Raw genomic sequence first — 25,066 nt, forward strand, 5'->3', positions numbered from 1 at the left:
TTGTGGTACGATCGCGAAATCCGTGCGACGTGAAAGTGGGATCAAGATGGGAAAACGCATAGGCGCCTTCTTGCTGGCGGCGGTTTTGGCCTTCGGCGTTGCAGGCCCTTCCGTCGCGTTTTGCGACGAGCCTGCGGATGGCGGTTCGTCGGTCGAAACGTCGTCGGATACTGGAGGCGTGGTCGTTTCGGCTGAAGGCGAGTCCGCTCTGATCGAGGGCGCGACGTTCGCCGTCGACCAGTTTTCCCGCGCTCAGAAGGGCTCGAACCGCGAATTGGAAGGACGCTACCTGGGCTACAGCTACTATCAGGGAAGCTCTGCGGATTACGCGGTTGCCGTAGCCTCCGAGGAATACGTCGTGGTGTACGTCCCGCCGTCTGCGCACGGGCTGTGCGACGTTGCCGACCCTGCGTCCCAAAGTCAGCTGCGGGAGTACTTTCTTGCGCTTGACAAGGCCGCCCTCAACGGCGGCGTTGTGATGAGCGCCGACGTTCCCTGGCATTTCACGGACAAGCCCAGCTTCACGGTGGGCGGCATCGTGTACAGCTTCGCCGTCGAGGTCGGCACGGGAAAGTACTACGTCACGGCTATCGGCGAGGACGGTTCCGACGTGGTGTCGACGGCGGTGGACGGGCTGGTTCGCCCGACGCACGTCGACTTTCTCAAGATCGTCGAACCCGGTGCCGTCGACATAGCTCCGCCCGCAACGGGCGTGGCGTCGCTCGTCGAGTTTCTGCGCGGCATAGACTTGTCGCCGCTGTGGGTCACGCTCAAGACCACCGGCACGGCTATCGTGTTCATCTTCGTGCTGGGGCTTGCCGCGGCGTACTTCAGCCTGCGCATCCCGAAGCGCGCGCAGGACATCGCCGACGCCGTGTTCACCATTCCCATGGTGCTGCCGCCTACGGTGTGCGGCTTTCTCCTGCTGCTGGCGCTTGGAAAGAACACGGCGCTGGGACAGTGGTTCATCGACATAGGGTTCCCGCTTATCTTCAGCTGGCCGGCAACGGTCATCGCGGCGGTCGTGGTGGCGTTTCCCCTGATGTACCGCAGCGCTCGCGGTGCCTTCGAAAGCCTTGATCGAAACATGCTGGATGCCGCGCGCACGCTCGGCTGGTCCAATCGCAAGATATTCTTCAAGCTCATGATGCCGCTTTCATGGTCGTCCATCGCGGCGGGGACGGTGCTCTCGTTCGCCCGCGCTTTGGGCGAGTTCGGCGCCACGTTGTTCTTGGCCGGCAATTACGTTGGCGTTACGCGCACGGTGCCCATCGCCATCTACTTCGAGTGGATGAGCGGCAACGTGGACGTGGCGCTGTTCTGGACGTGCGTCATTTTGGTATTCAGCTTCGTGGTCATCCTGTTCATCAACTTGTGGGGACGGCGCACGACGAAGTATCGGCGAGGAGTTGATGCGCTATGAGCCTTGAGGTTGATATCAAGAAGAAGTTCTCGTCGTTTCAGCTGGACGTGGCGTTCGAGGCGGGCGACGAGACGTTGGGCTTTCTGGGGGCGTCGGGATGCGGGAAGAGCCTGACCATGCGCTGCATTGCGGGCATCGAAACTCCTGATGAGGGACGTATCGTGGTGAACGGGCAAGTGTTCTTCGATTCCGAGCGCAACATCAATTTGAAGCCTCAGGCGCGCAAAACGGCCCTGCTGTTCCAGAACTACATGCTGTTTCCCAATCTGACCGTGGCGGGCAACGTGGGCGCGGGCATCGGGCGGGACGTGCCGAAGGCCGATCGGGCGGCGCGCGTTGCCTCGGAGCTCAAGCGCTTCGGGCTGGAAGGGTTCGAGACCCGCTACCCTGCGCAGTTGTCCGGCGGCCAGCAGCAGCGCGTGGCGTTGGCCCGCATGCTGGCCGCGCGACCGGGCATTCTCATGCTGGACGAGCCGTTTTCCGCCTTGGACGCGCACCTGAAGAGCGTGCTCGAGCAGAACCTGGTCAGCCTGTTCGACGCGTTCCACGGAACCGTGCTGTACGTGAGCCACGACATCGACGAGGCGCTGCGCTTCTGCGACCGCATCGCTGTGGTGGAGTCGGGGTGCATCGTGGAGATGGGGACGGGCGATGACCTGGTCAATCGTCCGCAATCGACGGCAGGCATCAAGCTTTCCGGCTGCAAGAACGCCACGCCGGCGGAGCGCGCGGGCTCGCATCGGGTATGGCTGCCCAAGTGGGGCATCGAGGTTGACACGCAAGACGAGGTGCCGCAAAACGTGGAGACGCTTGGCGTGCGCGCGTTCTTCCTCGAACGGGCGGAGGGGCCGGGCCCCAATGCGTACCGGGTGCGGGTCGACCGAGTGAGCGATTCGCGCTTCGAGCGAACGGCGCTGCTGGGATTTCTCGATCGAGACGATCGGGCCGTGCCTACGGTGAAGCGTACCGACGATGAGATGAAGTACCTGCACCAGCACCTGTTCTGGCGCGTGGACAAGCTGACCGTTGCCGCGGACAAGCTGCCGCGCGAAGGCGACGAGCTATGGATGCGCATTCCGTCCGACAGGGTGTACCTGGTGGAGAAATAGGACGACGGAGCCTCCCGAAGCGGGAGGTTTCGTTTTCTCGGACGCGCGATCGGTTGCGATCGGGCTTCTGTGGTGCGATTGCGAAAGAAGTTCGACTCATAATGCTGGATCATGTCCTATACTATATCCTCAGACGAGAAGGGAGCGTGGTCTCCATGAAGGATACCCATGGTCGTACCATCGATTACTTGAGGATATCGCTGACGGATCGCTGTAATTTCCGTTGCATTTACTGCATGCCCGAAAAGGGCGTTCAGTCGCTTGCCCACGAGGACATCCTGCGCATCGAGGAGATAGAGCAGGCGGTGCGCGTGGCGGCCGGAATGGGCATCAGGAGCATCCGCTTGACCGGCGGAGAGCCGCTTGTTCGTCTGGGCGTGGCTGATTTGATTCGCGCTATTTCCGATACGCCCGGCATTGAGAACGTGTCCATGACCACGAACGGCGTCTTGCTGCCCAAGATGGCGGACGAGCTGAAGAATGCGGGATTGTCGCGCGTGAACATTTCCCTGGACACGCTCGATCCCGACCAGTTCCGCCAGGTCACGCGCCGAGGCGAGCTCCAGCAGACGCTCGACGGCATCGATGCGGCTTTGGAGGCTGGGTTCAATCCCGTCAAGATCAACGCGGTGGCCGTGCGCAGCTTGGACCAGGACTACCTGGCTTTCGCGAAGCTTTCGATCGATCGGCCGCTGCACGTTCGCTTTATCGAGTACATGCCCGTCGGCGAAAGCTCTGGCGGCCACGGGTGCGGTTGGGGCAAAGAGGACGTGGTTCCAAGCGAAGAGCTGTTCGACATCATCAACGAGCGTGCTCGTGCTGCGGGCATGGACGAATTGGTTCCTGCCGGCACCGATCGCCCGCTTGGATGGGGTCCCGCGCGCTACTTCGAGTTTCCGAACGCGCAGGGTACGGTGGGCTTCATCAGCCCCTTGTCGCGCCACTTCTGCAGCGAGTGCAACCGCCTGCGCCTGACGGCTGATGGCAAGCTTCGTCCGTGCCTGTTCTCGGACGACGAGTACGATTTGCGCACCGCGCTGCGCGAGGGCGGCGAAGCCGAGCAGCGCGCCGTGTTCGCGCGCGCGTTGGGGGCGAAGCCCGACGAGCACCACGACAAGGTGGGCACCGAAAGGGGCATGAGCCAAATTGGCGGGTAGCGGCTTTCGGCAATCCGCGGATTGCCGAGCCGTGTTTTCCGTTCGCCCTTCTTGCAGGCTTGCGAGTGCCAGCCTGCGGTTTTCAACCTGTGAGTTCACGAACCAAGGAGCACCTTATGACCGATCAGCACCTCACCCATATTGACGAGAACGGCGCCGTGCGCATGGTTGACGTGTCGCAGAAAGCCGACACCGAGCGCGTTGCCGTGGCGGAGGGGTTCATCGCCATGCAGCCTGAAACGCTTGCGCTCATCGTCGAGGGCAAGGCTGCGAAGGGCGACGTGCTGGCGTGTGCGCGCGTGGCCGGCGTGATGGCCTCGAAGCGCACGAGCGACCTTATTCCCATGTGCCATCCGCTCAACATCACGAAGGCGAAGGTTGAGTGCGCCCCCGTAGCCGAAGGGGAGCGCGCAGACGGGATTGTGGGCGTTCACGTGACGACCACCTGCGGCGTTACCGGAAAGACGGGGATCGAGATGGAGGCGCTGACCGCGGCCAGCGTGGCGTGCCTTACGATCTACGACATGTGCAAGGCCGTCGATCGCGGCATGGAGATCATGGACGTGCGCCTGCTCAAGAAAGACGGCGGCAAAACCGGTCTGTGGGAGCGCTAAGGTTTCGCGCGGGACCGCATAGGGCGCACAGGACTTGCCAGGTGCGTGGAGGCGGGGTCGAGCATTGCTGCTCGGCCCCGATTGTCGGCCGGGTTTGGGATTGAACGCATCTGCCCGGCGGCTTCTTTGCCGAGGGATCCCTTTCGCCTATAATGCGAAACCTATCGGGGCGCTATGCCCCTGCTTTTCGGGAATGGAAGGATCTTCATGTCGCCATCCGAGGGAACAATTCTGCTGATCGCGAATCCTGCGGCGCAAAACGGCAACGGAGCGGCGGCTGCCGACCGGGCGGCTGCCGCCTTGCGTGCGCAGCTGGGCGAGGATCGGGTGGTTCTTGCTCGCACGGCGGGTCCGCGACATGCGTCCGAGATTGCCGAGCGTGCCGAGGGTTGTTCGACCGTGGTCGCATTGGGCGGAGACGGCGTTATCCACGAAGTAGCCGGCGGGTTGCTTCGAAGGCCGCTCGATCGTCGCCCTGCGCTGGGGGTTGTTCCCGTGGGGTCGGGCAACGACTACGCGCGCACGTTGGGCATGTCGCACAAGGTTGACGAGGCGTGCGCGCAGGTGCTGGCGGCGCAGGCTCGTCCGGTGGACGTGGGGCGTGTGAACGACGATTGGTTCCTTGAAACGCTTTCGTTCGGATTGGATGCCGCCATCGCTCACGATACGGTGGATCGTCGCGTGCGCACGGGGCGGACGGGCGCGCTCCTCTATATGGAAAGCGGCGTCGACCAGCTGCTGCACCATCTTGATCTATACCGGTATCGCGCTTCTTTCGACGGAGGCAAGGCTGTCGACTCGCAATCCATCATGTTCGCCGTGCAGATCGGGCCGTATTACGGTAGCGGATTCAAGATTTGCCCGGATGCGCTTGTCGATGACGGGTTCTTGGACGTTTGCATTGCGCATCCTCCCGTGAGCGTTGCGCGCGCTCTGTGCATCTTCATGCGCGCCAAGGATGGCAAGCATGTGGGGTTCAAGCAGGTCGAGCTGCGGCGCTGTCGCACGTTGCGCGTGGAATTCGACCAGGCGCCGCCCGCTCAGGTGGACGGCGAGCGCCTGAGCGGGCGCACGTTCGACATCTCCGTGGACCGAGGCGCCTTGCATGTGCTGATGCCCATGGCGTGAAGCCGGGCGGTCCGCGCCCGCAGCATCAGATCGGCCGGCCCCGCAAGGTTCGCGGAGCCGGCCGATGGCGCTTTGGCGAGTTCTTTGATGCGACGGCGAATAGGCGAGGCGCTACTTCACCACGCGGACGCGACGGACGCCCTCGATGGCGGCCAGCTTCTCGACGGCGGCGTCGGGAGCGGCGGCGTTCAGGTCGAGCAGGGTGTAGGCGGCTTCGCCTCGCGCTTTGTTCGTCAGGTTGTCGATGTTGACGCCGGCATCGCCGAACACGTTCGTGATCTGGCTGATCATGTTCGGCACGTTCGCGTGCAGCACGGCCACGCGGCCGCCCTCGGCCGGGCAGGGACCCATGTCGCAGGCCGGGTAGTTCACCGAGTTCACGATGTTGCCGTTTTCCAGGTAGTCCATCGTTTGGCGCACGGCCATGACGGCGCAGTTGTCCTCGGCTTCGGCGGTCGAGGCGCCCAGGTGCGGCAGCACGATGGCGCGCTCCATCTTCATGACGGCGGGGTTGGCGAAGTCGGTGACGTAGGCGCCCACCTTGCCTGCGGCGAGCGCGGCGGCCATGGCCTCGTCGTTCACCAGCGTGTCGCGCGAGAAGTTCAGGAACACCGCGCCGTCTTTCATGAGCGAGCAGGCGCGTTCGTCGATCATGCCGATGGTGCCTTCTATGGCGGGCACGTGGATGGTGATGTAATCGCACTCGCGCAGCAGGTCGTCCAGGTTCGTTACGTGGCGCACCGAGCTGGACAGACGCCAAGCTGCGCCTACCGATACGTACGGGTCGTATCCGTACACGTCCATTCCCAGGTCGATGGCTGCGTTCGCCACCAGAGCGCCGATGGCCCCCAAGCCGATGACGCCCAGCTTCTTGCCCTGGATCTCGCGTCCGGCGAACGCCTTCTTCGCCTTTTCGGCGGCTTTGCCGATATTGGGATCGTCCGCATTGTCGCGGCACCAGGCGATGCCGTCCACAACGCCGCGGCTGCCCAGCAGCATGCCGCACAGCACCAGCTCCTTTACGGCGTTCGCATTGGCGCCGGGGGTGTTGAACACCACGATGCCCTCTTCGGCGCAGCGGTCGAGCGGGATGTTGTTGACGCCGGCTCCCGCGCGGGCGATTGCCAGCAACTCTTGCGGGAACTCCATGTCGTGCATGGCCGCGCTGCGAACCAGGACGCCTGCGGCCTGGGACAGGTCGTCGGTCAGGGCGTAGTCGTCGGTCAAAAGGTCGGTTCCGTAGGCGGAAATGTTGTTCAGGCAGTGGATGTGGCGCATGGCGTCTCCTTCGAAAGGTGAAGCGCGGCGGCTTCATCGCCCGACCGCCGCAGTTTTGGCACAATGGTTTCATACTGCGTTCGGCGTTTGCCGTTGTCAACAAAAACCATGCGTACGTCACTTTAGGCCGGTGGAGTGGTTGCTGGGAAGCCAGCGCGGCTCGGATTGCGGGGCGCTCGAACCCCATGCAGCAAGGCGGGAACGCTGCGCTCGCGCGAGCAGCCGCCGACCCCGCGAGGGATGGGCGGCTGCTCGCACTGCTTGGCGGTTTGCCCGCGGCTCTAGTTTTGCGTGGAAAGGAAGATCTGCAAGGACATCTGCTCTATCTGGTCTTGAAGGTCTTCAAGTTCGTCAACGTGGCTGTCTTCGTCCTGCAGAATGGACATCAGCATGTCGCGCGTGGCGTAGTCGAGCACCTGCCCGGCAAGCACGATGGCTTCGTTGTAGTCCCGCACCGTGTCGATTTCCGCTGCATGGTCGTTGTCGATTTGCTGGGGGACGGTTGCGCCGATCTTGATCTCGTTGAGGTTGGACACGATGGGCGTCCCTTCAAGAAACAGGATGCGTCCGATGAGCATTTCCGCATGCTTCATTTCCGCGATGGCTCGTTTCTCGAAACGTGCGTGCAGCTTTTCGTAGCCCCAGTCCTCGCACATTTCGGCATGGACCATGTACTGGTTGACTGCGGTCAGCTCTCCGGCGAGCAAGTCATTCAACGCTTGGATGAGTTCTTGGTTTCCCTTCACGGCGGTGCTCCTTCCGTTGATGTTGCCGGGGGTCGTCGAAAACCCTCGTCTTTAACGATTGTATGGACTCGGCTAGCGTCTGCGGGCATGCGTTCGGTATCGTAGGCGTGCTGTGGCCATCTTGATACCGATCGATATTTTCAACCGTGTTTTTGAAAACCCTGCAAATGCGAACAGGGGATAAGGCGTGTGTGCTAGAATAAGCGGCTGGTATTGCAACATCGGAAGGGACGCATATGTCAGGGCATTCTAAATGGGCAACTACAAAGCATCGCAAGGCTGCGCAGGACGCTAAGCGCTCGGCCTTGTTCTCCAAGCTGTCGCGCAACATCACGGTGGCGGCCAAGGAGGGTGGCGACCCGAACCCCGACAACAACGCGTCGCTTGCTGCCGCCATTGAAAAGGCCAAAGGCTACTCTTTGCCGAAGGACAAGATCAAGGTCGCTATCGACAAGGCCTTCGGTTCGGGCAAAGATTCCGCCAACTACGAGACGGTTGTCTACGAGGGCTACGGCCCGTGTGGCGTGGCCGTCTACTGCGAAGCGCTGACCGACAACCGCAACCGTACGGCTGCCGATGTGCGCGCGGCGTTCAGCCATTCCGGCGGCAACCTGGGCACCTCGGGCTCGGTGGCGTTCATGTTCGAGCGCAAGGGCCAGATCATGGTGGCGAAAGAGGTCGAGACCGGCGATAAGAAGAATCCCGTGAGGCCCAACGGCGCTGCAGCCGACGAGGAAGAGTTCATGTTGGCCGTGGCCGAGGCCGGCGGTGACGACTACGAGGATGCCGAGGACGAGTGGATCGTCTACACGGGTCCGACCGATCTCATGGCCGTGAAGAAGGCTTTGGAAGAGGCTGGCGTCGTCACGAAGGGCGCCGAGCTGACCATGGAGCCCACCACGCCTGCGGCGGTGAGCGTGTCCGACGCGAAGAAGGTCATGCGCTTGGTGGACAAGCTGGAAGAGCTCGAGGATCTTCAGAACGTCTACCATGCTATGGACATCACCGAAGAGATTGCCGCCGCGCTCGACGAATAACGCACGCAGCATACGATCAAAGCCGCCGCGATCAGAGCATCTGCGGCGGCTTTTTTGTTTTCCAGGTCGAGGTTCGACCGCGTGGAAACGCTGCTGCGTCTAGGATGCGACGACGTTCGACGGGTTGTGCGCTTGTCGAGTCAACCTTGATATTTTCCCTCGGTTCGTCTCGTTTTGTGATAGGATGGGAACGAACATACGTTTGTACTATATAACGATGCGCTTGCGGCCGCGTAGCTGCGCAAGCGTGGTGGGAAAGGGTCAAATGACGCAGGTGCAGCGAACGATTCTCGGTATCGATCCCGGTTTGGCCAACACCGGCTGGGGAATCGTGTCTCAGTGCGGGGCGCGTCTTTCCTGCGTCGCGTACGGCTGCATCTCCACTTCGAAGGATATGCCGCTGGCGCATCGCCTCATGAAGATACATCGCCAGATGGGCGCCGTTATCGCCCGTTTCGAGCCAACGTGCGCGGGCGTGGAAACGGTATGGTTCGGCTCGAACACCCAAAGCGCGTTCGCCACGGGTCAGGCGCGCGGGGCTGCATTGGTTGCATGCGCCGAGCGAGATCTTCGGGTGGGGGAGTTTTCTCCCAGCCAGATAAAGCTTGCCGTCGTGGGAACGGGCTCTGCTGACAAAGACCAGGTGCAGTACATGGTGCGTCAGCTTTTGGCGCTTGAGGCCGTTCCTCGTCCCGACCACGCAGCCGATGCGCTGGCTGCTGCGATCTGCTTTACCACTCATGAGGGTTTTGCGGATCGCGCGCGATCCGCGCAGGCGGCGGGTCGCATCGCTTCGCTTCGGCAGGATCGCGAAAGCTGCCCGACGCGTGCAGCGGATGTTGCCCCGGCACGGTTTTCCGTGCCATCTTCCGGAAAGGAGACGGCATGATCGCATTTTTGAAGGGCACGCTTGCCGGAAAGACTACGACGACGGCGTATATCGAGGTGAGCGGCGTTGGATACGCCGTGGGAATGTCCCAGGCAAGCTTGTCGAAGCTGCCGGAAGCGGGGTCTGCGGTTGAGGTGCATACGTACCTGCAGGTTCGCGACGACGGGCTTTCGCTGTTCGGATTCCTCTCCCTTGAGGAGAAGGCGCTGTTCGAGCGCTTGATCAGCGTGAGCGGCGTGGGACCGAAGGTCGCCTTGGCGGCTCTTTCGTCGTTTACGCCGTCCGGGCTGGTTTCCGCCATCTCGGCGCAGGACGTAGCGGCGGTTCAGCGGATTCCCGGCGTGGGGAAGAAGACGGCTTCCCGCATTATCCTCGAACTCAAGGGATCTCTCGATCAGGGATTGGCGGGGCTTTTCGACGAAAACGAGGCTGCGCCGGTTCAGGCCGAGAGCCTGAAGGGCGCGCACGAGGCGCTTCTGTCCATGGGCTTTACGGCGGCGGAAGCTGATCTTGCGTTGAAGGGATCGCCCGAAGGTGCCGACGAGGGCAGGCTGTTACAATACGCGTTGAAGCGTTTGGGCGCGTAAAGAAGCGCGCGACTACCGGTGCAAGGCGGAATGGACGGCATGACACGCGAAGATATCGAAATAGAGGGCCTGGTGTTCTCGGCCGAAGACGCGACCGCGCACGGTGCGCCGCGCACGGTCGCGCCTGATCTGACGGAAGACGATCTGGCGCTCGATCGCAGCCTGAGGCCGAAGCGCTTGGGTGATTACCTGGGGCAAACGAAGGTCAAAGAATCTCTTGCCATTTTGATCGAAGCGGCGCAGGCGCGCGGTGACGTGGTCGACCACATCCTGTTCTCGGGGCCTCCGGGCTTGGGGAAAACGACGCTGGCGACGGTGGTCGCCAACGAGTTGGGCGCGAACATCAAGACGACGAGCGGTCCTGCCATCGAGCGTACGGGCGATCTGGCGGCCATACTGACGAACCTCGAAGAGGGCGACGTCCTGTTCATCGACGAAATACACCGCCTGAACCGCATGGTCGAAGAAGTTCTGTACCCTGCTTTGGAGGACTTCGCGCTCGACATCGTGGTGGGGAAGGGTCCCGCTGCGCGTTCGATTCGCCTGGATCTTCCTCGATTCACGCTGGTGGGCGCTACCACGCGTACCGGGCTGCTGACCGGTCCTTTGCGGGATCGTTTCGGCATCGTGTTCCGGCTTCAGTATTACACGCCCGCAGAACTGGGTTCCATCGTGCAGCGTTCCGCGTCTATTTTGGGGGTCGACATCGCGCAAGACGGTGCGCTGGAAATCGCTCGTCGCAGCCGAGGGACCCCACGTTTGGCGAACCGCCTGCTCAAGCGCGTACGCGATTGGGCGCAGGTTCGCGGCGACGGCATGATCGACGAGGACGTCGCTGCGCAGGCTTTGAGCTTTTTCGAGGTGGATGCCTTGGGCTTGGATGCGGTGGACAACCGTATTCTGGAGTTACTCGCGGTGCAGTTCGGAGGTCGTCCCGTGGGACTCACCACGCTGGCCTCGGCGTTGTCGGAAGACCCCGATACGCTTGAAGACGTGTACGAGCCGTTTCTTATGCAGCAAGGCCTTATGATCCGCACGCCGAAAGGCCGTCAGGCTACGGAGCGAGCGTATCATCATATTGGAGTGCCCGCTCCGACTGCTTGACGGATGCGGATTGGAGCGCGAAGCCGGTTTGCAACCGACGGGGCCGCCGACGCGACCTGCCGGGTGCGCCGCCCCTTCGCTTTGAAAGGATGCCGCTATGCTTGAGCAAGACTATCTGATGCGCATTATCCTGCAGTTCGCAGAGATCGTCCGTCGCAGCTGGACGAAGGCGAAGGACGAGCACGACCCCAAGCGAGCTGCTGATATGTTGGAGGATGCCGTAGGCCAAGCCACCGATATGGACGGGGCGGCTTTGCTCTCGCTCGCTCCCGAGTCCATTGCGTCGGTGATGCAGATATCGGGAGTCGACCCGCGGGTCACCGAGTACATCGCCCGCAGCTTGCTTCTGGCTTCGGGCTATCTGCGCGAAGCCGGCGAGTTCGAGCTTGCCGCCGTGCGCGAGGGGCAGGCGCGCGCCATAGCCGCCGAATACGGCTTCGAGCTGCCAGCCAGTCCCGAGGATCTGGCGTTGCTCATGGACGAGGTCGATGCCGAGTTGGCGCAGGCTGCGGAGCCGTCTTTGGCCACCATGGGGTTCGAGGGTCCTGCCGAGCTGGCGGATCCGCTTGTCGAGAAGGCGAACGGGCAGCGGGAATAATTCGAACGGAGCGCTTGTATTTGCTCGTTTGATCAACGAAACGGTAAAAAAGGCGCTAAAAGAAGATTCCCAGACCTTTTCACTGTTCCATAGCGTATAGTAGACACGTGCCCTCGAGGTGAGGGCGAGTGTTGCGGCCATGCAGCACACAGTGTTACCTTCTCGAGGGATCGGGAAGAGGAAAGAGGATTTAAAATGGCGGAAGGTACTGTTAAGTGGTTCAACCCCGAAAAAGGCTATGGCTTCATCTCCCAGAATGATGGCGAAGACCTCTTCGTGCATTTCTCTGAGATCAAGATGGACGGCTTCAAGACCCTTGACGAAGGTGCTGCAGTGCAGTTCGACGTCACGACCGGTCAGAACGGCAAGCTCCAGGCCAGCAACGTGACGAAGGCATAAGCAGACTAACTTATAGAATGCTGAAATGGCCCCGCAAGATGCGGGGCCATTTTTTTGCGTTTGATCGGACTGGGCGACGTTTGCAGACTGGCGTGCGGCGCCCGAACCGCCAATGGAGGACGGACCGCGTCGCTGGAGCGTGCGGTCCGTCGAACTCGTGCCTGTTATTGGATGAACATAGCGTCGCCGAACGAAAGCAAGCGATAGCGCTCGGCGATGGCGTGTTCGTATGCCGCCATGACGTTTTCGCGCGAGGAGAAGGCGGATACTAACATCATGAGCGTGGATTTCGGTACGTGAAAATTCGTGACCAGGGCGTCTACCACGTGGAACTCGGATCCCGGCAGCAGGTAGAGCGAGGTTGCCTCTCGCTCGCGCGGCGTAACGGCACCGGTCTGCGGGTTCCAGGCGCTTTCCAAGCTGCGGACGCTGGTGGTTCCCACGGCTACGACGCGCCCGCCTTGGCGACGCGTTTCGGCGATAGCCTCTACCGTGCGCTCGGGGACCGTGTAGAATTCGGTATGGATGACGTGTTGCGCGGGGTCGTCCTCGTCGACGGTGCGAAACGTGTCCAGCCCTACTTCGAGTTCGACGGTTTCCCAGCGAACGCCCTGCTCTTTCAAGCGTTTGATGAGCTCCGGCGTGAAATGCAGGCCGGCGGTAGGGGCGGCTGCCGAGCTCTCGCGGCGGGAGTAGACGGTCTGGTACAGCTCTTCGTCTCCGGCGTAGTTCTTGATGTAAGGAGGCAGGGGCGTGTGTCCTACGGCATGCAGCGCCTCGTCAAGGGAAGGCAACGTCGTGGTCAGGCGGGCGAGGCGCTCGCCTTTCTGAGCGCCTTCGGCCCAGTCGACGATTTCTGCGGAAAGCGCGACGTTGCCATCCGGATCAAGGAAGTCGACCACGGCGCCCGTGCCCGGTTTCAAACGCTTTCCCGGGCGCACCAGGACCTCCCAAAGCGCGCTCGCGTTCGTGCGTGGTTCGCGTCCCGTTATCTCGCGCAAAAGGAACACCTCGGCGGCGCCTCCGGTTCCGCGCTTGGCGCCCAGCAGGCGGGCGGGCATGACGCGCGTTTCGTTCGCCACGAGCAAATCGCCCGGTCGCAAGTATTCGGCGATGTCGCGGAAGATGCGGTCTTCCAACGCCCCGGTTGCGCGATCCATGACGAGCATGCGGCATCCGTCGCGTTCGACGGCGGGTTCTTGAGCGATCAGCTCGGGAGGCAGATTGTAGTCGAAATCGGAAGTTTTCATGCGTGCGGTTCCTTCGCGGCGTTCGTGTAGGCGTCGATGCGTGGTTCAGAGCATCTTATTATAGGCGTTGTTCCGGCTTGGCAGTCTGCTTTCGCCAAGGGTTCATGCGGTGCGCTTTTGCGCGCAAGCTACTGCGAGGCGTCCTTTTCCTGCGTGCGCAGCGCCTTCAGGACGGCTCGTTTTCGAGCTTGCTTTTCATCGTAGGCCAGCCGTTCCGCTCGTTTTGCCGTTCTCTCGGCTTCAGCAGCCTCCCGTTCTGCCGCATGCGCTGCGCGATCGGCTTCCCGGGCGGCTTCGCGTGCGGCTTTCCGTTCGGATCGTTCGGCCTCCGCTTCGGCTGCTGAGAAACGACAGCCGCAGTAGTTTTGACGATACATGCCCGCCTCGCGGCTTCTGCGCGTGGCTTCGTCGTAATAGGGACGAAAGTCGCGAAACACCGCGCTTACGCCGAAGCGTGCGGCGGCGCTCGAAAGCTCTTCGTGAATGATCTCGGTGTACTGGTACGGGCTTACGGAAAGCGTCGTGCCGATGCCGTCGAATCCGTGCGCTGCGGCAGCAAGCGCGGTTTCCTCGAAACGCAAGCGGTAGCATGCGCGGCAGCGCTCCATGCGGCGGGCGGGGTCGATGGCAAGGGGAAGGGGCCTGGCTCCGTCCGACGAAGCGGCAAGGCGCTCGCGTGCTTCCGAGAGAGCTTCTTCGCCGATCCGTCCAGCCGATGCTTCCCATGCGCACGGCGCGCGAAGACCCTTCATGACCGCGACGTCCTCTTCTTTGGCCCATGCGAGCAGTGCGTCCAAGCGCCGGCTGTATTCTGCATCCGGCGCTATGTTCGAGTTCGCGTAATATATGGTAAGGTCGTGTCCTGCTTCGTGCAGCAAGCGAACGGGCTCGAGCGAACACGGGCCGCAGCAGGCGTGAAGTAGTAGTTTCATCGGGTTTCAGAGCTCCTTCGCAAACGTGGCTTATACTACCACGCTAGGCATTCATCCATCATTTGAGCAAAGGAATTTCGCAATGGCGAACCGTTTTTACCGTGCGATCTGCTTCGATCTTGACGGAACCCTGCTCCCTATGGAGCTTGACGGGTTCATGCAGGCGTACTTTCAGTCGCTTGGCGCGTACGTGGCACGCTTCGGCGTGGCTCCCCAGGATTTTTCCGCCGGCATGAAGGCCGGTATCAAGGCCATGGCCGCTCATGACGATGCTCGCCCCAACTCCGATGCGTTTTGGGAAGGGTTCCTTGCTTGCGTCGATCGAGGCGCGGCGGATTGGGAAGGGGAGTTGGCGGCGTATTACGATCGCGAGTTCGGTGCGATCGGCAACGGCGTGATTCCCAGCCCTGCAGCGGCGCGCGCGGTGAACACGCTTGCGGCCAAGGGCTACCCGCTGGCTTTGACCACCATGCCCATGTTTCCCCGCCGCGCGGTGGAATGGCGGTTGGAATGGGCCGGCGTGGATCCCGCCTTGTTCTCGCGCATCACCTCGTTCGAGAACTCGACGTCCGTGAAGCCGAAGCTGGCGTACTACGCCGAGAACCTGGCCGCTCTTGGGGTGTCTGGAAACGATGTGCTCATGGTGGGCAACAACACGAAAGAGGATTTGGCGTTCATGGGCTTGGGGGCCGATGCGTTCTTGGTGACCGATCTGCTGCTCGACCCGATCGGATTCGACGTGAGCTCCGTTCGAAACGGAACGCTCGAGGCGTTCGCCGATTGGGCGGAGTCCTTGCCCGTTTGCGCCGATCCTGCAACGGGGATAGAAGCGGGGCTTGTTTCGATGGCTGCGCGGGATGAAGCGCTTGCCTCGAACGGTTGCCCCGATGCGCTTGCGGCCGACGCGGCCGTTTCTGCGGCGGGCTTTTCGATCAACGGAGTGGAGGGATAGTCGTGTCGCTGTTCGATTGCACGTGCGAAGCGACGAGCGGCCACGCTCGCGCGCTTACGTACGAAACGGCCCATGGATCGTTTCAGACCCCCATGTTCATGCCCGTGGGTACGAGCGCTACGGTGAAGGGCGTCACCGTTGGCCAGCTGAACGATCTGAAATCCCAGGTGGTGCTGGCCAACACGTACCATTTGTCCTTGCGTCCCGGTGCGGACGTGGTGGAAGAGGCTGGCGGCGTGCACGGGTTCTCGCACTACGACGGCCCGATGCTCACCGATTCGGGCGGGTTCCAGGTGTTCAGCTTGGCCGACACGGTGAAGCTTGACGACGACGGCCTGACGTTTCGCTCCATCTACGACGGGTCGAAGGTGCGATGGACGCCCGAGACGAACATGGCCATCCAAGAGCAGCTTGGCGCCGACATCGCGATGCAGCTTGACCAGTGCGCACCGTATCCGGCCGAGAAAGCCTTTGTAGCGAAGGCAGTGGACCTGTCGGCCAAGTGGGCGCGTCGCTGCCTGGCGGCGCACCAGCGCGCTGACCAGACGCTGTTCGGCATCGTGCAGGGCGGGATGCACTTGGATTTGCGTTTGGACTCCATTCGTCTGCTGCGCGAGATCGAGGACGAAAGCCTGGCGGCTGGCGGCCGTCGCTTCGGGGGCTTCGGGATAGGCGGTTACTCGGTGGGCGAGGACCACGAAGTCATGTTCGAGACGCTAGGCGACGTCGCACGAGCGTGTCCTGAAGATCGACCGCGGTACCTTATGGGCGTGGGAAATCCCACCACGCTCGTGCGCGCCGTGCGCGAAGGCGTGGACATGTTCGATTGCGTGCTGCCCACGCGCACCGCGCGCATGGGCACGGCGTTCTCCAGCACGGGCCGCATGAACATGCGCAATGCGAAGTTCACGCGCGATTTCGGCCCGCTCGATCCCACGTGCACGTGTCCGACCTGCCAGAACCATAGCCGTTCGTATATACGTCATCTGGTCAAGCAGAACGAGATGCTGGGCGGTATCCTGCTGTCCATCCACAACCTGCATTACTTGCTGGATCTCATGCGCCGCGCGCGCGAGGCGGTGCTGGCCGATTCCTACGAGGAATTCTACGGGGAGTGGATGGCAAGCCCGGCGGCGAAAGACTACTGAGTTTCGGCATCGGTCGTTTCGGTTGTTTTGTGCGACGCTCGTGCGCTGGCGTTGAACCAGCTGCGCGGTTTGCGTATAATAGGGTCGAGCCGCAGGGAGCTGCTAACTCCCCACGGCTCTCGAATCGCTTCGGCGGTTTGGCTTTTTGTTTAGGGCTCCCTATCCTTTCGGACTGGGAGCTTCTCTATTATTACCGCGACGAGCGCGATAACGCTGGAGATCAGCTCGACGGCCGCCGTAATCAAAGCCAAATCGGTCATGGCGTCCACCTCCTCCCGTTTTTCCCTTCGTCGGGGGCATGGGTGGAAAGGGGCGTGGAGCCTCGCCGCCTGGTGATCCGTCCTTCCATGATAGCGGCTCGGCCTAGCGCGCAGATGGCGTGCGTCCAGCGCGGAGCTCGCGCGCTTCTTCGCGGTTCCGGCGCGGATCTAGCGCGAACCTAGCGCGGATCTAGCACGTTTCCGAAGCGGTTCTATTCGGATTCCGCTCGATTTCTCGACCAACTCTATCGTGGTTCTTCACGTTGCGTTTTCTCGGTTTAACCTTTATCAGGAATAAAAGGCCTCCGGTATCGCTTGCCCTGGTTTTGTGGCACAATAGGGCAGTTATCGTGCGGGGCGATCGAGCCTCGTTCCAGCGTATCTGAGATTACGAACTAGGGAGCGTCACATGGCGGCAGCGCAGAAGGCGAAAAAGAAGCAATCCGGGTCGGTGAACCGGCGCAACGTTTGGTTGCTGGTCGTTACCACGTTGCTGGTTGTCGGCTCGATCTTTATGTTCACGCCGCCCCAGGAAAAAATCAACCAAGGCCTGGACATTCAAGGCGGCCTGTCCGTGGTTCTTACCGCGAAGGGCGCCGACGGCGCTCAAGTAACCGCCGACGAAATGGAGAAGTCGCGCGCCATCATCGAAAGCCGCGTGAACGCTCTCGGCGCGTCCGAGTCGGTGGTGCAGGTACAGGGAACCGACCAGATCCTCGTTCAGATTCCAGGTCTCACGAACACCGAGGATGCGCTCAACACCATCGGCAAGACCGGCAAGTTGGAGTTCGCGCGCCTCGATTCCTTTACGGATGCCGACGTCAAATCGAAAATCGAAAGCGGGCAGTACGGCTCTGAAGGAACTGTGACCGACGCTTTGGGAAACTCCTTCCCCTCGGGTAAAACCGAGCACCTTAAAGTGGCCGAAGGGACGTACACGCCGCTCGTGACCGGCGCCGACATTACGAACGTTTCCGTTGAGAAGAATGGAGAGACGGCGGTCGACTATGCCGTGCTCGTGAAACTCAACGGTGAGGGGACCGCCGCGTTCGCCGACGCCACGAAGGATCTTGCGCCCACGAGGGGCAGGATCGTTATCATCTTGGATGGTGAGGTGCAGTCCGCTCCGGCTGTGAACGATGAGATCCCCAACGGCGAGGTCAAGATCACAGGCAACTACACCCTCGACGACGCGAAGAGCCTGCAGACCGTGCTCGAAAGCGGGTCCTTGCCGGTGAGCTTCGAATACGCGCAGAGCCAGGTAGTCGGCCCGACGCTCGGGCAGGATGCGCTCCACTCCGGCGTGCTGGTCGCGCTGATCGGCTTGGCCGTGGTCATGCTGTACCTGCTGTTCTTCTACCGGGGCCTGGGCTTCATCACGGCGGGCGCCATGGTGGTGTTCGCGGTGCTGTACCTGGGCATTTTGGCGACGCTTTCCCATTTCGGCCTGTTCAGCCTGTCGCTTGCCGGCATTGCGGGCATCGTGCTGACCATCGGCATGGCCGCCGACTCGTCCATTCTTACCATGGAGCGCTTCCGCGAGGAGATTCGCATGGGACGCAGCGTGCGCGCGGCGTCCATCACCGGCGTGAAGCACGCCATCGTCACGTCCATCGATGCCGACCTGGTTACGCTGGTGTCGGCTCTTTCGCTGTTCTTCCTGGCAAGCGCCTCGGTCAAGGGCTTCGGCTTGACGCTTGCCCTGGGCATCGCGTGCGACATCCTTATGATGATGCTGTTCAAGGCGCCGCTTATCCGCGTGCTTGCGCCGCGCGTTATCGCGAAGCATCCCGGTTTCTGGGGCATCAAGGACAGCCAGCAGGCGGCGAGCGACTACGCTGCGCTGGCATCTGCGGAGGGGACGACCGTAGCCGAGGCCGAGCTGGGCGAGGCTATCGACCCCGCCGCTTCCGAGCAGGCGGCGGAACGCTCTGCTGGAGAAGCGGGCGAGGCGGCGGCTGCGAAGGCTCGCAAGCCGCGCGGCAAGTTCATCAAGCATGACATCAACTTCCTGGGCCACCGCAAGGTGTTCCTCACGGTGGCTGCCGTGCTGGTGTGCGCGTCGCTCGCCGTGGTGGGCGTGAAGGGCCTTAGCTTCGGCATCGAGTTCGTGGGCGGCACGTCGGTTTCGTTCCATAACACCGGGCAGGTGTCTATCGATCAGATGCGCGGCGCCTTCAACGATGCGGGCGAGCCCGATGCCGTCATCCAGACCACCAACGCCGACGGAGACGAAGGCTTCCTGGTGCGCACTACCACCACGAGCGCCGAAGAAGCCACGTCGCGCGCGAACCAGGTTGCCGATAAGCTGGGGCTTTCCACCGATAGCTTCGAGGTGACCACTATCGGGCCGGACTGGGGCGCGAGCGTCATCCAGTCTTCGCTTATCGCGTTCCTCGTTTCCATCGTGCTCATCATCATCTACATCGCCATTCGCTTCGAGTACAAGATGGGCGTGACGGCCATCGTGGCCCTTCTGCATGACCTGGTGCTGGTCATGGGCATTTACGCGCTGGTCGGGCGCGAGGTCAATCCGAATACCATCGCAGCGCTCCTTACTATTTTGGGTTACTCGCTCTACGACACGGTGGTCGTGTTCCACCGCATCAACGACAACATGAAGTCCGACGACGTCAAGTGCACGTTCATGACGATGGCGAACCATTCCATCAACCAGGTGCTCGTGCGTACCGTCAACACGACGTTGACCTCGCTTATTCCGGTGCTGGCCATGCTCTTCTTCGGCGGCGAGACGTTGAAGGACTTCGCATTCGCCATGTCCATCGGCTTGATCTGCGGGTCGTACTCCTCGATTGCCGTGGCGGCCCCGCTGTACGCCATGTGGAAGACGCGTGAGCCGCGCTACGCCAAGCTGGTGAAGAAGTTCGGTCCCGAGGTCGGTCGATACGAGTTCGGCAACCCGAACGCCATGGCGGAAGGCGCTTCGCCCAAGAAGGCTGCGAAGGCTGCTGGCGCCGCTTCCGCTTCGACGGCGAAGACCGGTTCGAATCACGGCTCGAATGCTGGCAAGACGCAGCACAAGCCGCCCAAGGCGCAGCGCAAGAAGCGTCCCGACAAGAAGTAACGTAAACGGCCCCGGACACCGGGGCCGTTTCCTTGCGGGGCCTAAAGTCCCATCAGTTCGAAGAGCTCTTCTCGGCTATGCACTCCAAGCTTTTTGTATACGTGCCTGATGTGGGATTTCGCAGTTCCGTTTGCGATAGTCATTTCGGTGGCTATTTCGTTGGCGGTCTTTTGCTTCAGGAGCAGTTCGAGCACCTCGTGTTCGCGAGCGCCCAAATTGCATTGGGCGGAAATCTGCGTGATGCGTGCAACCTGCTCGCTTGGCAGATCCCCTTCGTTCCTTGTCCGATCGGGGTCGAACAAGGCGATCAGCTGTTTGGGTATGAATCCGTTTCGAATGCACAGAAGCATGGCTGAAAGGACGGCTAGCACCGAGGATAGCACCACGACGTCGTGCGAAAGCGCAGAGCCGAACATCGCCCACGCGGAAACGGCTCTGCCAAGAATGCACCCGCCGAAGTATCCGATCATGAGAAGGGAGAACGTTTGGTATGCGCGGGAATCAAACTTCTCAGTGATGGCGCATAGGAGCACGACTGCGTATGCGAGAAACAGCAGTATGCCAACGAGCGCAAGATCGAATGTAACTACTGGATTGAGATCCAGGAACGAAGCCGACAGGGTTGCGGTCACGATGATGGGCACGGCGATGTTGAGCAACGATAAGGTGGTGAGCCGCTTGAAGGAGAGCATCAATACGCCTACTAGCAAAAAGGGTATCAATATGGCGATTGCGGAAAACGCGAGGGAAAAGTGTTCGAGTCCGGCGAAGGAGAGCGACACCATGAACGCGTAACTGAACAAAAGCGTGGAGATGGTGATATGGATGGGTGCGTGACCCTGCGACTCCTTCACGAGCTGATCGGGTGGCGCTTTTCGCAAGAGGGCCATGCGCTTTGTAAGTGTGAAAGCGGCTATTCCAAGCAGCGCCACCAGGCTGCATGCAACTCGTGGCGTGTCCATGCCGACGATGAACCACAGGATGATCGATCCGGCGAAGGCGGAGAACATGATGTTCCAAATGACGGTAGCCGCGCTGTTGTGCGCGTATACCCATAGCCAGCACACGGCCATGACGGAAAGGTAAATTCCGAACAGGCCTCCTCCTATTACGGTAACCAGCAAAGACGATACGCGTACCATTGTTGGAAACAGAGCGAACGCGAGAATGCTGACTAGCACGCATGCGCTCGAGATCCAAATGACGGAAGGCTTTGCAAAGACGGGTCGATCGCTTTTGGAGAGGGCGAGCAGTATGAAGGAAGTAATTGCGCCCAGAAGGCAGGTGACGTCTGAGAACGATAACTCTTCGGGGGAAACGTGCGCGAGCGCGGGGGTGTAGTGCGTGTACGACACCAGGGCGATCATGCACGACGTTCCAACGAACAGCCCGTCCGCGCTCGCTTTCTTTCGCGTGGTCGCTACGGCGCTCCGCACTTTCGCGAAGACGTCTAGGCGTCTTTCGTTTCCCATATGCGTTCCCCTCCCAAAGCTCCCCATCACGACAGTATCCCATAACGCACGATCGCGGTAGAGATAAATCGCTAACCCCTTCAAGGGTTAGCGAGGGTTAGCGGTTCAGGTTAGCAAAATGCCCGCAGTGCTGTGAAGTTACCGATTTCTTAACCTCTCCTTGAACACGTAGGATCGGTTGCGAGCCGATCGCTCGATACAAGGGGTCGGTTAAAGGGATGGATCAAGGAAAGGGGACGTCATGTTGAACAGGGAAAGCATGCGTGGTCAAGGAATGTCTCGTCGCGGATTTCTAACCGGAGCTGCGATGGTCGGAGCTGGGGCAGCATTCGGGCTTGCCGGCTGCAGCGGTGGGGCGTCGGAGTCCGAATCGAAGGCTCCCGCTGATCATGCGAATGCGGCTGCGGCTCCTGAGGCCGGGCAGCCTGCATTCCTCACGCCACCTGACCCCATTGCCGAAAGCGAGATAGCCGAGACGATCGATTGCGATATCGTTATCTGCGGTGCGGGCATCTGCGGGTTGCCTGCCGCTATGCTTGCGGCCGAGAGCGGCGCGAACGTGCATGTGGTGGAAAAAGGAAGCACGTACGGCTTGTTCCGCTTGTGCACTGCCGGCTTCAACTCCGATGTGCAGACGAAGTTGGGGTTGACCACCGATCGCAAGGAGTTCGTCACTTCGACATGGGCCATCACCAATGGAGTGCAGGGCCGGACGTCGGCTTACGGTCTGTGGTTCGATAACTCCGGTCCCTACATCAACTGGCTCGAGAAGATCTTCAACGAGAAGGGCTACCAGCTGATTCCCGCCGCATCGCTCGACTACAAGATCACGAACGACGGCATTGGCATGCCGGGCGCAAGCCCCCTGTGGCAGGCGTTCGCCCAGATGATTTTCTTCGCGCAGAAAGACGGCGGATTCTTCGCTACGGGTGATCCTGTGGACTGGACGGGCGTTATGGAGGCATACGCTTCCGAAAAGGGAGCAACTTTCCATTACAACACTCCTGCCGTTCAGCTTGTCCGAGACAGCGACGGACGGTGCACGGGCGTTATCGCCGAGAACGAGTCGGGCGAGTACGTGAAGTACAACGCTTCGAAGGGCGTGCTGCTGGCTACGGGCGATATGGCGGCTGACCGGGAAATGATGGCGCATTACAACGTGTCGCTGAAAAAGATCGTTCGCTACAACATCAATACCAACGACACGGGCGACGGCCAGAAGATGGGCATGTGGATCGGGGCGGACATGGACGAGTTCGCTTGCGGCGATCTGTGGCCGTTTGCAGCTGTCATGATGGACGGGACGCTGCCCACTACGTTCGACGGCACCCATTTCTATGCAGGCGTTGCCAACTTGCCTGTGCTCATGGTCGATGGAGCCGGCCGACGCCTCATGGCTGAGAATCTGCCGTTCCAGTCGCCCTCCATTCCCAAGCTGACGTGTACGCCGGATGGCTGCGCGTGGAGCATTTGGGATAGCGCTTGGAAAGAGAAGTTTCCTGAGGGTGGCTACATGGTGGAGGACTATACCGCCTCGAACACCCAAGAAGAAGTGGATAAGAACGTTGCGAACGGCATTACGTTCAAGTTCGACACCATCGAAGAGTTGGCCGAGCATTGCGGATTCGACAAGGACATCTTCATGGCCACGTTCGCGCGCTACAACGAGCTGTGCGCAGCTGGCGAAGATCTTGACTTTTACAAGGATCCGCTGTGGATGAACCCCATTGACACGCCGCCGTACTACGCCTCGAAGCACTGTTCGTCGATGACTTCGACGCGTGGCGGACTCAAGAACGACGAGCGGCAGCGCGTTCTCGACAAGAAGGGCATGCCTATTCCGGGTTTGTACGTTGCCGGCAACACCGCCGGATCGTTCTACGGCAACGTGTATCCTCCCAACGTGATGGGCTCTGGCATCGGACATGGCCAGTGCTTTGCGTGGCTGGCCGTCAAGGATATTCTGGGCCTCGATTACATTCATGCAAACATCTAGGAAGAGAAGGTGCTGAACGTGAAAAAAGGGAAGCTGCTGAAGGTTTTGGCGCCCGTGATGCTTGCTGCTTCTCTGGCGGTGGCATTAGGGGGATGTGCGCCGAAGGCAGGCGACGATCAGGGCGCTGCGGAGGCGACGTATCCGACGGGTTCATTGAAAGCCGTGCATGTGGAAGGCCAGCTGGACGGAGTCGAATCGTTCGACAACAAGGTGTGCTTGAGCTGCCATACGCGCGACACCATCAACGCGGCGAACGAGAACTACCAGGGTATCGAAGGGTTCAATCCTCATAAAGCGCACTTGGCTGCCGGGGATTGCGTCACATGTCATTCGGTGGACGGCACGTCGACGATGGCCTGCAACGAATGCCATGATGCTCCGTTGCCCGAAGGATGGCAAAGCGCCGAGCGCGGGTCAGGCCCGTTGCATAGCTTGACGAAGTAACAACCCCTTGTTGCACGGACGTCCCCTTCCCTCCCTGGGCGTTCGATGCAAAGGAAGGTCCCCTGGCAGGGGACCTTCCTTTGCGGTGTGCCGCCCGTCCAGCCGTCTGGCGCTTGTCTGTCGTTGCCGGCTCGAACGCGCGCGGTGCAAGGTGCTTGTGGTACCCTAGCGCCAATGAACATGCGAGGAGCAAGGAGTCCGCGATGCGCGAAGGAAGCGCCCCTAACTTTTGTCCGCCGGTGGAGGAGGGCATCGCCATCGTGCTCGAAGACGAGACTGGCGAGCAGACGGAGCTGGAGTTTCTGGGTCTGATTCTGCACGAAGGCCGAAGCTACGGGTTCTTTTTCCCGATCAGCGAGGACGAGCCGGCCGGCTCGTCGGGCGAGGTTGTTTTACTGGAAGTGACGGAGCTCGACGAGGAAGGCCAGCCCGCGGCTTTCGAACTTGTCGAGGACGAGGCGGTAGCCTCCGAGGTGTACGAGGACTTCAGAGCGGCGACGAAGGACCTGTACGATTTTGCAGATTAAAGTAAAAACGGCGCGGGGAGCAATCCCCGCGCCGTCGTTTAGCGTCCGAGCAGATCCCATCCTTGCGGTGGTTTGATGCGGTCGGATTGCGCGATGGCCGCAAGATACATCACTTCGTGGTGGATGGCTTTTTCAAGACGGCAGACTTCCTCTTCCGTGTTTGCAAGCTCGAAGATCTTCGAAGCGCTGCCCTTGATGGCTTCCATGAGCGCATCGTAGTCGTTTACATCCATGGTTCTCAACCTCTTGCTCTAACGGGGGAGCGGGGCTTTTTATACTCTGACCTCGCAACACTCAATTCTATTGACGGGTCGTGAACTACAGTGTACGACTTTCGTTTCACCCAGCGCTAGCCTTCCTTCGGCGTACGGAATACTTCACCAAAAACGCAAGGAGGGCCACAGCTCCGGCATATTCGCGTAGCAAGCGCGAAAGCGGCGCAGCGTGGCGGGTGGACTTCCGGTCGCCGCCGCGCGTGCTGCACCGCTTTCGATTGCGTTGCCGAGCTTAGAACTCGACGGGATTCCAGCTGCCGTCGATGTCGCACACCCATGCTTCGGGGTTCGTCACAGTGAAGAACGTGAGCGTCTCGTCTTCGGGTCCATCGTAGCTTTCGCCGAGTCCGGTCATGTGCTCGAACCCGGCACGGCGCACCTCGCTGTTCGCGCGGTCTTCCAAATCGGCTTGCCCGCGCATGATGACCCAGCCGCTTCCCGGCTTCCAGGCGCTCAGCTCGAACTTCGGATTGGCCTTCAGTTCTCGGTACACGTCTTTGGTGGTTGCGGTGCAGAACCAAATGCAGCCGTCCTGGATGGCGGCGAAGCTGAAGGGCCGCACGTGCGGCTGGTCGCCGTCGCACGTGGCCAGATACCAGGCGGGCACGCTCGTTAGGTAGTCGACGATGGTTTCGTTTCCGTTCATGGGGCGTTCC

24 protein-coding genes are annotated in these 25,066 nt (G+C 61.1%); 17 read left to right on the forward strand and 7 right to left on the reverse strand.

What is annotated here, in order from left to right; genetic code table 11:
• Positions 1-46: 46 nt before the first annotated feature.
• The 5 genes from modB (at position 47) to LQE90_RS04455 (ending at position 5,431) form a co-directional block, all read left to right on the forward strand.
• Entirely contained in the window at positions 47-1,423 is a 1,377-nt protein-coding gene (gene modB, locus LQE90_RS04435; protein WP_216528921.1) for a molybdate ABC transporter permease subunit, read from the forward strand.
• Positions 1,420-2,532: a sulfate/molybdate ABC transporter ATP-binding protein gene (locus LQE90_RS04440; RefSeq protein WP_216528920.1), complete on the forward strand. Its 1,113-nt coding sequence runs from the start codon at positions 1,420-1,422 to the stop codon at positions 2,530-2,532. The genes modB and LQE90_RS04440 overlap by 4 nt, the downstream gene beginning before the upstream one ends.
• A gap of 155 nt (positions 2,533-2,687) precedes the next feature.
• Positions 2,688-3,689, forward strand: coding sequence for a GTP 3',8-cyclase MoaA (gene moaA, locus LQE90_RS04445; RefSeq protein ID WP_216528919.1), 1,002 nt, complete (start codon positions 2,688-2,690; stop codon positions 3,687-3,689).
• Positions 3,690-3,805: 116 nt separating this feature from the next.
• On the forward strand, positions 3,806-4,303 hold the full coding sequence (moaC, locus tag LQE90_RS04450) for a cyclic pyranopterin monophosphate synthase MoaC (RefSeq protein WP_216528918.1): 498 nt from the start codon (positions 3,806-3,808) through the stop codon (positions 4,301-4,303).
• A gap of 207 nt (positions 4,304-4,510) precedes the next feature.
• Positions 4,511-5,431: a diacylglycerol/lipid kinase family protein gene (locus tag LQE90_RS04455; protein ID WP_216528917.1), complete on the forward strand. Its 921-nt coding sequence runs from the start codon at positions 4,511-4,513 to the stop codon at positions 5,429-5,431.
• A gap of 111 nt (positions 5,432-5,542) precedes the next feature.
• Here LQE90_RS04455 and LQE90_RS04460 read toward each other — a convergent pair whose 3' ends face one another.
• Complete coding sequence (locus LQE90_RS04460; protein WP_114567780.1) at positions 5,543-6,709, reverse strand: phosphoglycerate dehydrogenase; 1,167 nt, start codon at positions 6,707-6,709, stop codon at positions 5,543-5,545.
• A gap of 281 nt (positions 6,710-6,990) precedes the next feature.
• Positions 6,991-7,455 carry a bacterioferritin gene (bfr, locus tag LQE90_RS04465; RefSeq protein ID WP_114567779.1) on the reverse strand — a complete coding sequence of 155 codons (465 nt, stop codon included), beginning with the start codon at positions 7,453-7,455 and terminating at the stop codon, positions 6,991-6,993.
• A gap of 236 nt (positions 7,456-7,691) precedes the next feature.
• On the opposite strand from bfr, the gene LQE90_RS04470 reads away from it, so the two are divergent.
• The 6 genes from LQE90_RS04470 (at position 7,692) to LQE90_RS04495 (ending at position 12,069) form a co-directional block, all read left to right on the forward strand.
• Positions 7,692-8,492: a YebC/PmpR family DNA-binding transcriptional regulator gene (locus LQE90_RS04470; RefSeq protein ID WP_114567778.1), complete on the forward strand. Its 801-nt coding sequence runs from the start codon at positions 7,692-7,694 to the stop codon at positions 8,490-8,492.
• Between the two features lie 265 nt (positions 8,493-8,757).
• The gene (gene ruvC, locus LQE90_RS04475; RefSeq protein WP_114567777.1) at positions 8,758-9,381 is read left to right on the forward strand and encodes a crossover junction endodeoxyribonuclease RuvC; all 624 of its coding nucleotides are present in this window, start codon (positions 8,758-8,760) and stop codon (positions 9,379-9,381) included.
• Positions 9,378-9,968, forward strand: coding sequence for a Holliday junction branch migration protein RuvA (ruvA, locus tag LQE90_RS04480; protein WP_216528916.1), 591 nt, complete (start codon positions 9,378-9,380; stop codon positions 9,966-9,968). Before ruvC ends, ruvA begins: the two co-directional genes overlap by 4 nt.
• A gap of 39 nt (positions 9,969-10,007) precedes the next feature.
• Positions 10,008-11,072 carry a Holliday junction branch migration DNA helicase RuvB gene (gene ruvB / locus LQE90_RS04485; protein WP_216528915.1) on the forward strand — a complete coding sequence of 355 codons (1,065 nt, stop codon included), beginning with the start codon at positions 10,008-10,010 and terminating at the stop codon, positions 11,070-11,072.
• Positions 11,073-11,169: 97 nt separating this feature from the next.
• On the forward strand, positions 11,170-11,670 hold the full coding sequence (locus tag LQE90_RS04490; protein ID WP_216528914.1) for a hypothetical protein: 501 nt from the start codon (positions 11,170-11,172) through the stop codon (positions 11,668-11,670).
• A gap of 195 nt (positions 11,671-11,865) precedes the next feature.
• Positions 11,866-12,069, forward strand: a complete 204-nt coding sequence (locus LQE90_RS04495) for a cold-shock protein (RefSeq protein WP_102375198.1) — start codon at positions 11,866-11,868, stop codon at positions 12,067-12,069.
• A gap of 164 nt (positions 12,070-12,233) precedes the next feature.
• Here LQE90_RS04495 and queA read toward each other — a convergent pair whose 3' ends face one another.
• Positions 12,234-13,319, reverse strand: coding sequence for a tRNA preQ1(34) S-adenosylmethionine ribosyltransferase-isomerase QueA (queA, locus tag LQE90_RS04500; RefSeq protein ID WP_216528913.1), 1,086 nt, complete (start codon positions 13,317-13,319; stop codon positions 12,234-12,236).
• A gap of 128 nt (positions 13,320-13,447) precedes the next feature.
• Entirely contained in the window at positions 13,448-14,251 is an 804-nt protein-coding gene (locus tag LQE90_RS04505; RefSeq protein ID WP_216528912.1) for an epoxyqueuosine reductase QueH, read from the reverse strand.
• Between the two features lie 82 nt (positions 14,252-14,333).
• Here LQE90_RS04505 and LQE90_RS04510 point away from each other — a divergent pair, with 82 nt between their 5' ends.
• The 3 genes from LQE90_RS04510 to secD all read left to right on the forward strand — a co-directional run bounded on the left by LQE90_RS04510 (position 14,334) and on the right by secD (position 19,696).
• Entirely contained in the window at positions 14,334-15,203 is an 870-nt protein-coding gene (locus LQE90_RS04510; RefSeq protein ID WP_216528911.1) for an HAD family hydrolase, read from the forward strand.
• Positions 15,204-15,205: 2 nt separating this feature from the next.
• Complete coding sequence (tgt, locus tag LQE90_RS04515) at positions 15,206-16,351, forward strand: tRNA guanosine(34) transglycosylase Tgt (protein WP_216528910.1); 1,146 nt, start codon at positions 15,206-15,208, stop codon at positions 16,349-16,351.
• 669 nt (positions 16,352-17,020) lie between these two features.
• Complete coding sequence (secD, locus tag LQE90_RS04520; RefSeq protein WP_216528909.1) at positions 17,021-19,696, forward strand: protein translocase subunit SecD; 2,676 nt, start codon at positions 17,021-17,023, stop codon at positions 19,694-19,696.
• A 41-nt stretch (positions 19,697-19,737) separates the two neighbouring features.
• Here the strand turns inward: secD and LQE90_RS04525 are convergent, their stop codons facing one another.
• A complete protein-coding gene (locus LQE90_RS04525; RefSeq protein WP_216528908.1) occupies positions 19,738-21,168 on the reverse strand; it encodes a helix-turn-helix domain-containing protein in 1,431 nt (476 codons plus the stop codon).
• 241 nt (positions 21,169-21,409) lie between these two features.
• Here LQE90_RS04525 and LQE90_RS04530 point away from each other — a divergent pair, with 241 nt between their 5' ends.
• The 3 genes from LQE90_RS04530 (at position 21,410) to LQE90_RS04540 (ending at position 24,135) form a co-directional block, all read left to right on the forward strand.
• Entirely contained in the window at positions 21,410-23,164 is a 1,755-nt protein-coding gene (locus LQE90_RS04530) for an FAD-dependent oxidoreductase (RefSeq protein ID WP_114566761.1), read from the forward strand.
• 18 nt (positions 23,165-23,182) lie between these two features.
• Positions 23,183-23,608, forward strand: coding sequence for a cytochrome c3 family protein (locus tag LQE90_RS04535; protein ID WP_231088201.1), 426 nt, complete (start codon positions 23,183-23,185; stop codon positions 23,606-23,608).
• A gap of 203 nt (positions 23,609-23,811) precedes the next feature.
• Positions 23,812-24,135 carry a DUF1292 domain-containing protein gene (locus LQE90_RS04540; RefSeq protein ID WP_114566763.1) on the forward strand — a complete coding sequence of 108 codons (324 nt, stop codon included), beginning with the start codon at positions 23,812-23,814 and terminating at the stop codon, positions 24,133-24,135.
• Between the two features lie 38 nt (positions 24,136-24,173).
• On the opposite strand, the gene LQE90_RS04545 is transcribed toward LQE90_RS04540, so the two are convergent.
• Positions 24,174-24,368 (reverse strand): hypothetical protein, encoded by a 195-nt coding sequence (locus tag LQE90_RS04545; RefSeq protein WP_114566764.1) that lies wholly within the window; start codon positions 24,366-24,368, stop codon positions 24,174-24,176.
• 274 nt (positions 24,369-24,642) lie between these two features.
• Positions 24,643-25,056 (reverse strand): pyridoxamine 5'-phosphate oxidase family protein, encoded by a 414-nt coding sequence (locus LQE90_RS04550; protein ID WP_216528906.1) that lies wholly within the window; start codon positions 25,054-25,056, stop codon positions 24,643-24,645.
• Positions 25,057-25,066 lie beyond the last annotated feature (10 nt).

Source organism: Paraeggerthella hominis, from assembly GCF_021044775.1.
Classification (GTDB): Bacteria; Actinomycetota; Coriobacteriia; order Coriobacteriales; family Eggerthellaceae; genus Paraeggerthella; species Paraeggerthella hominis.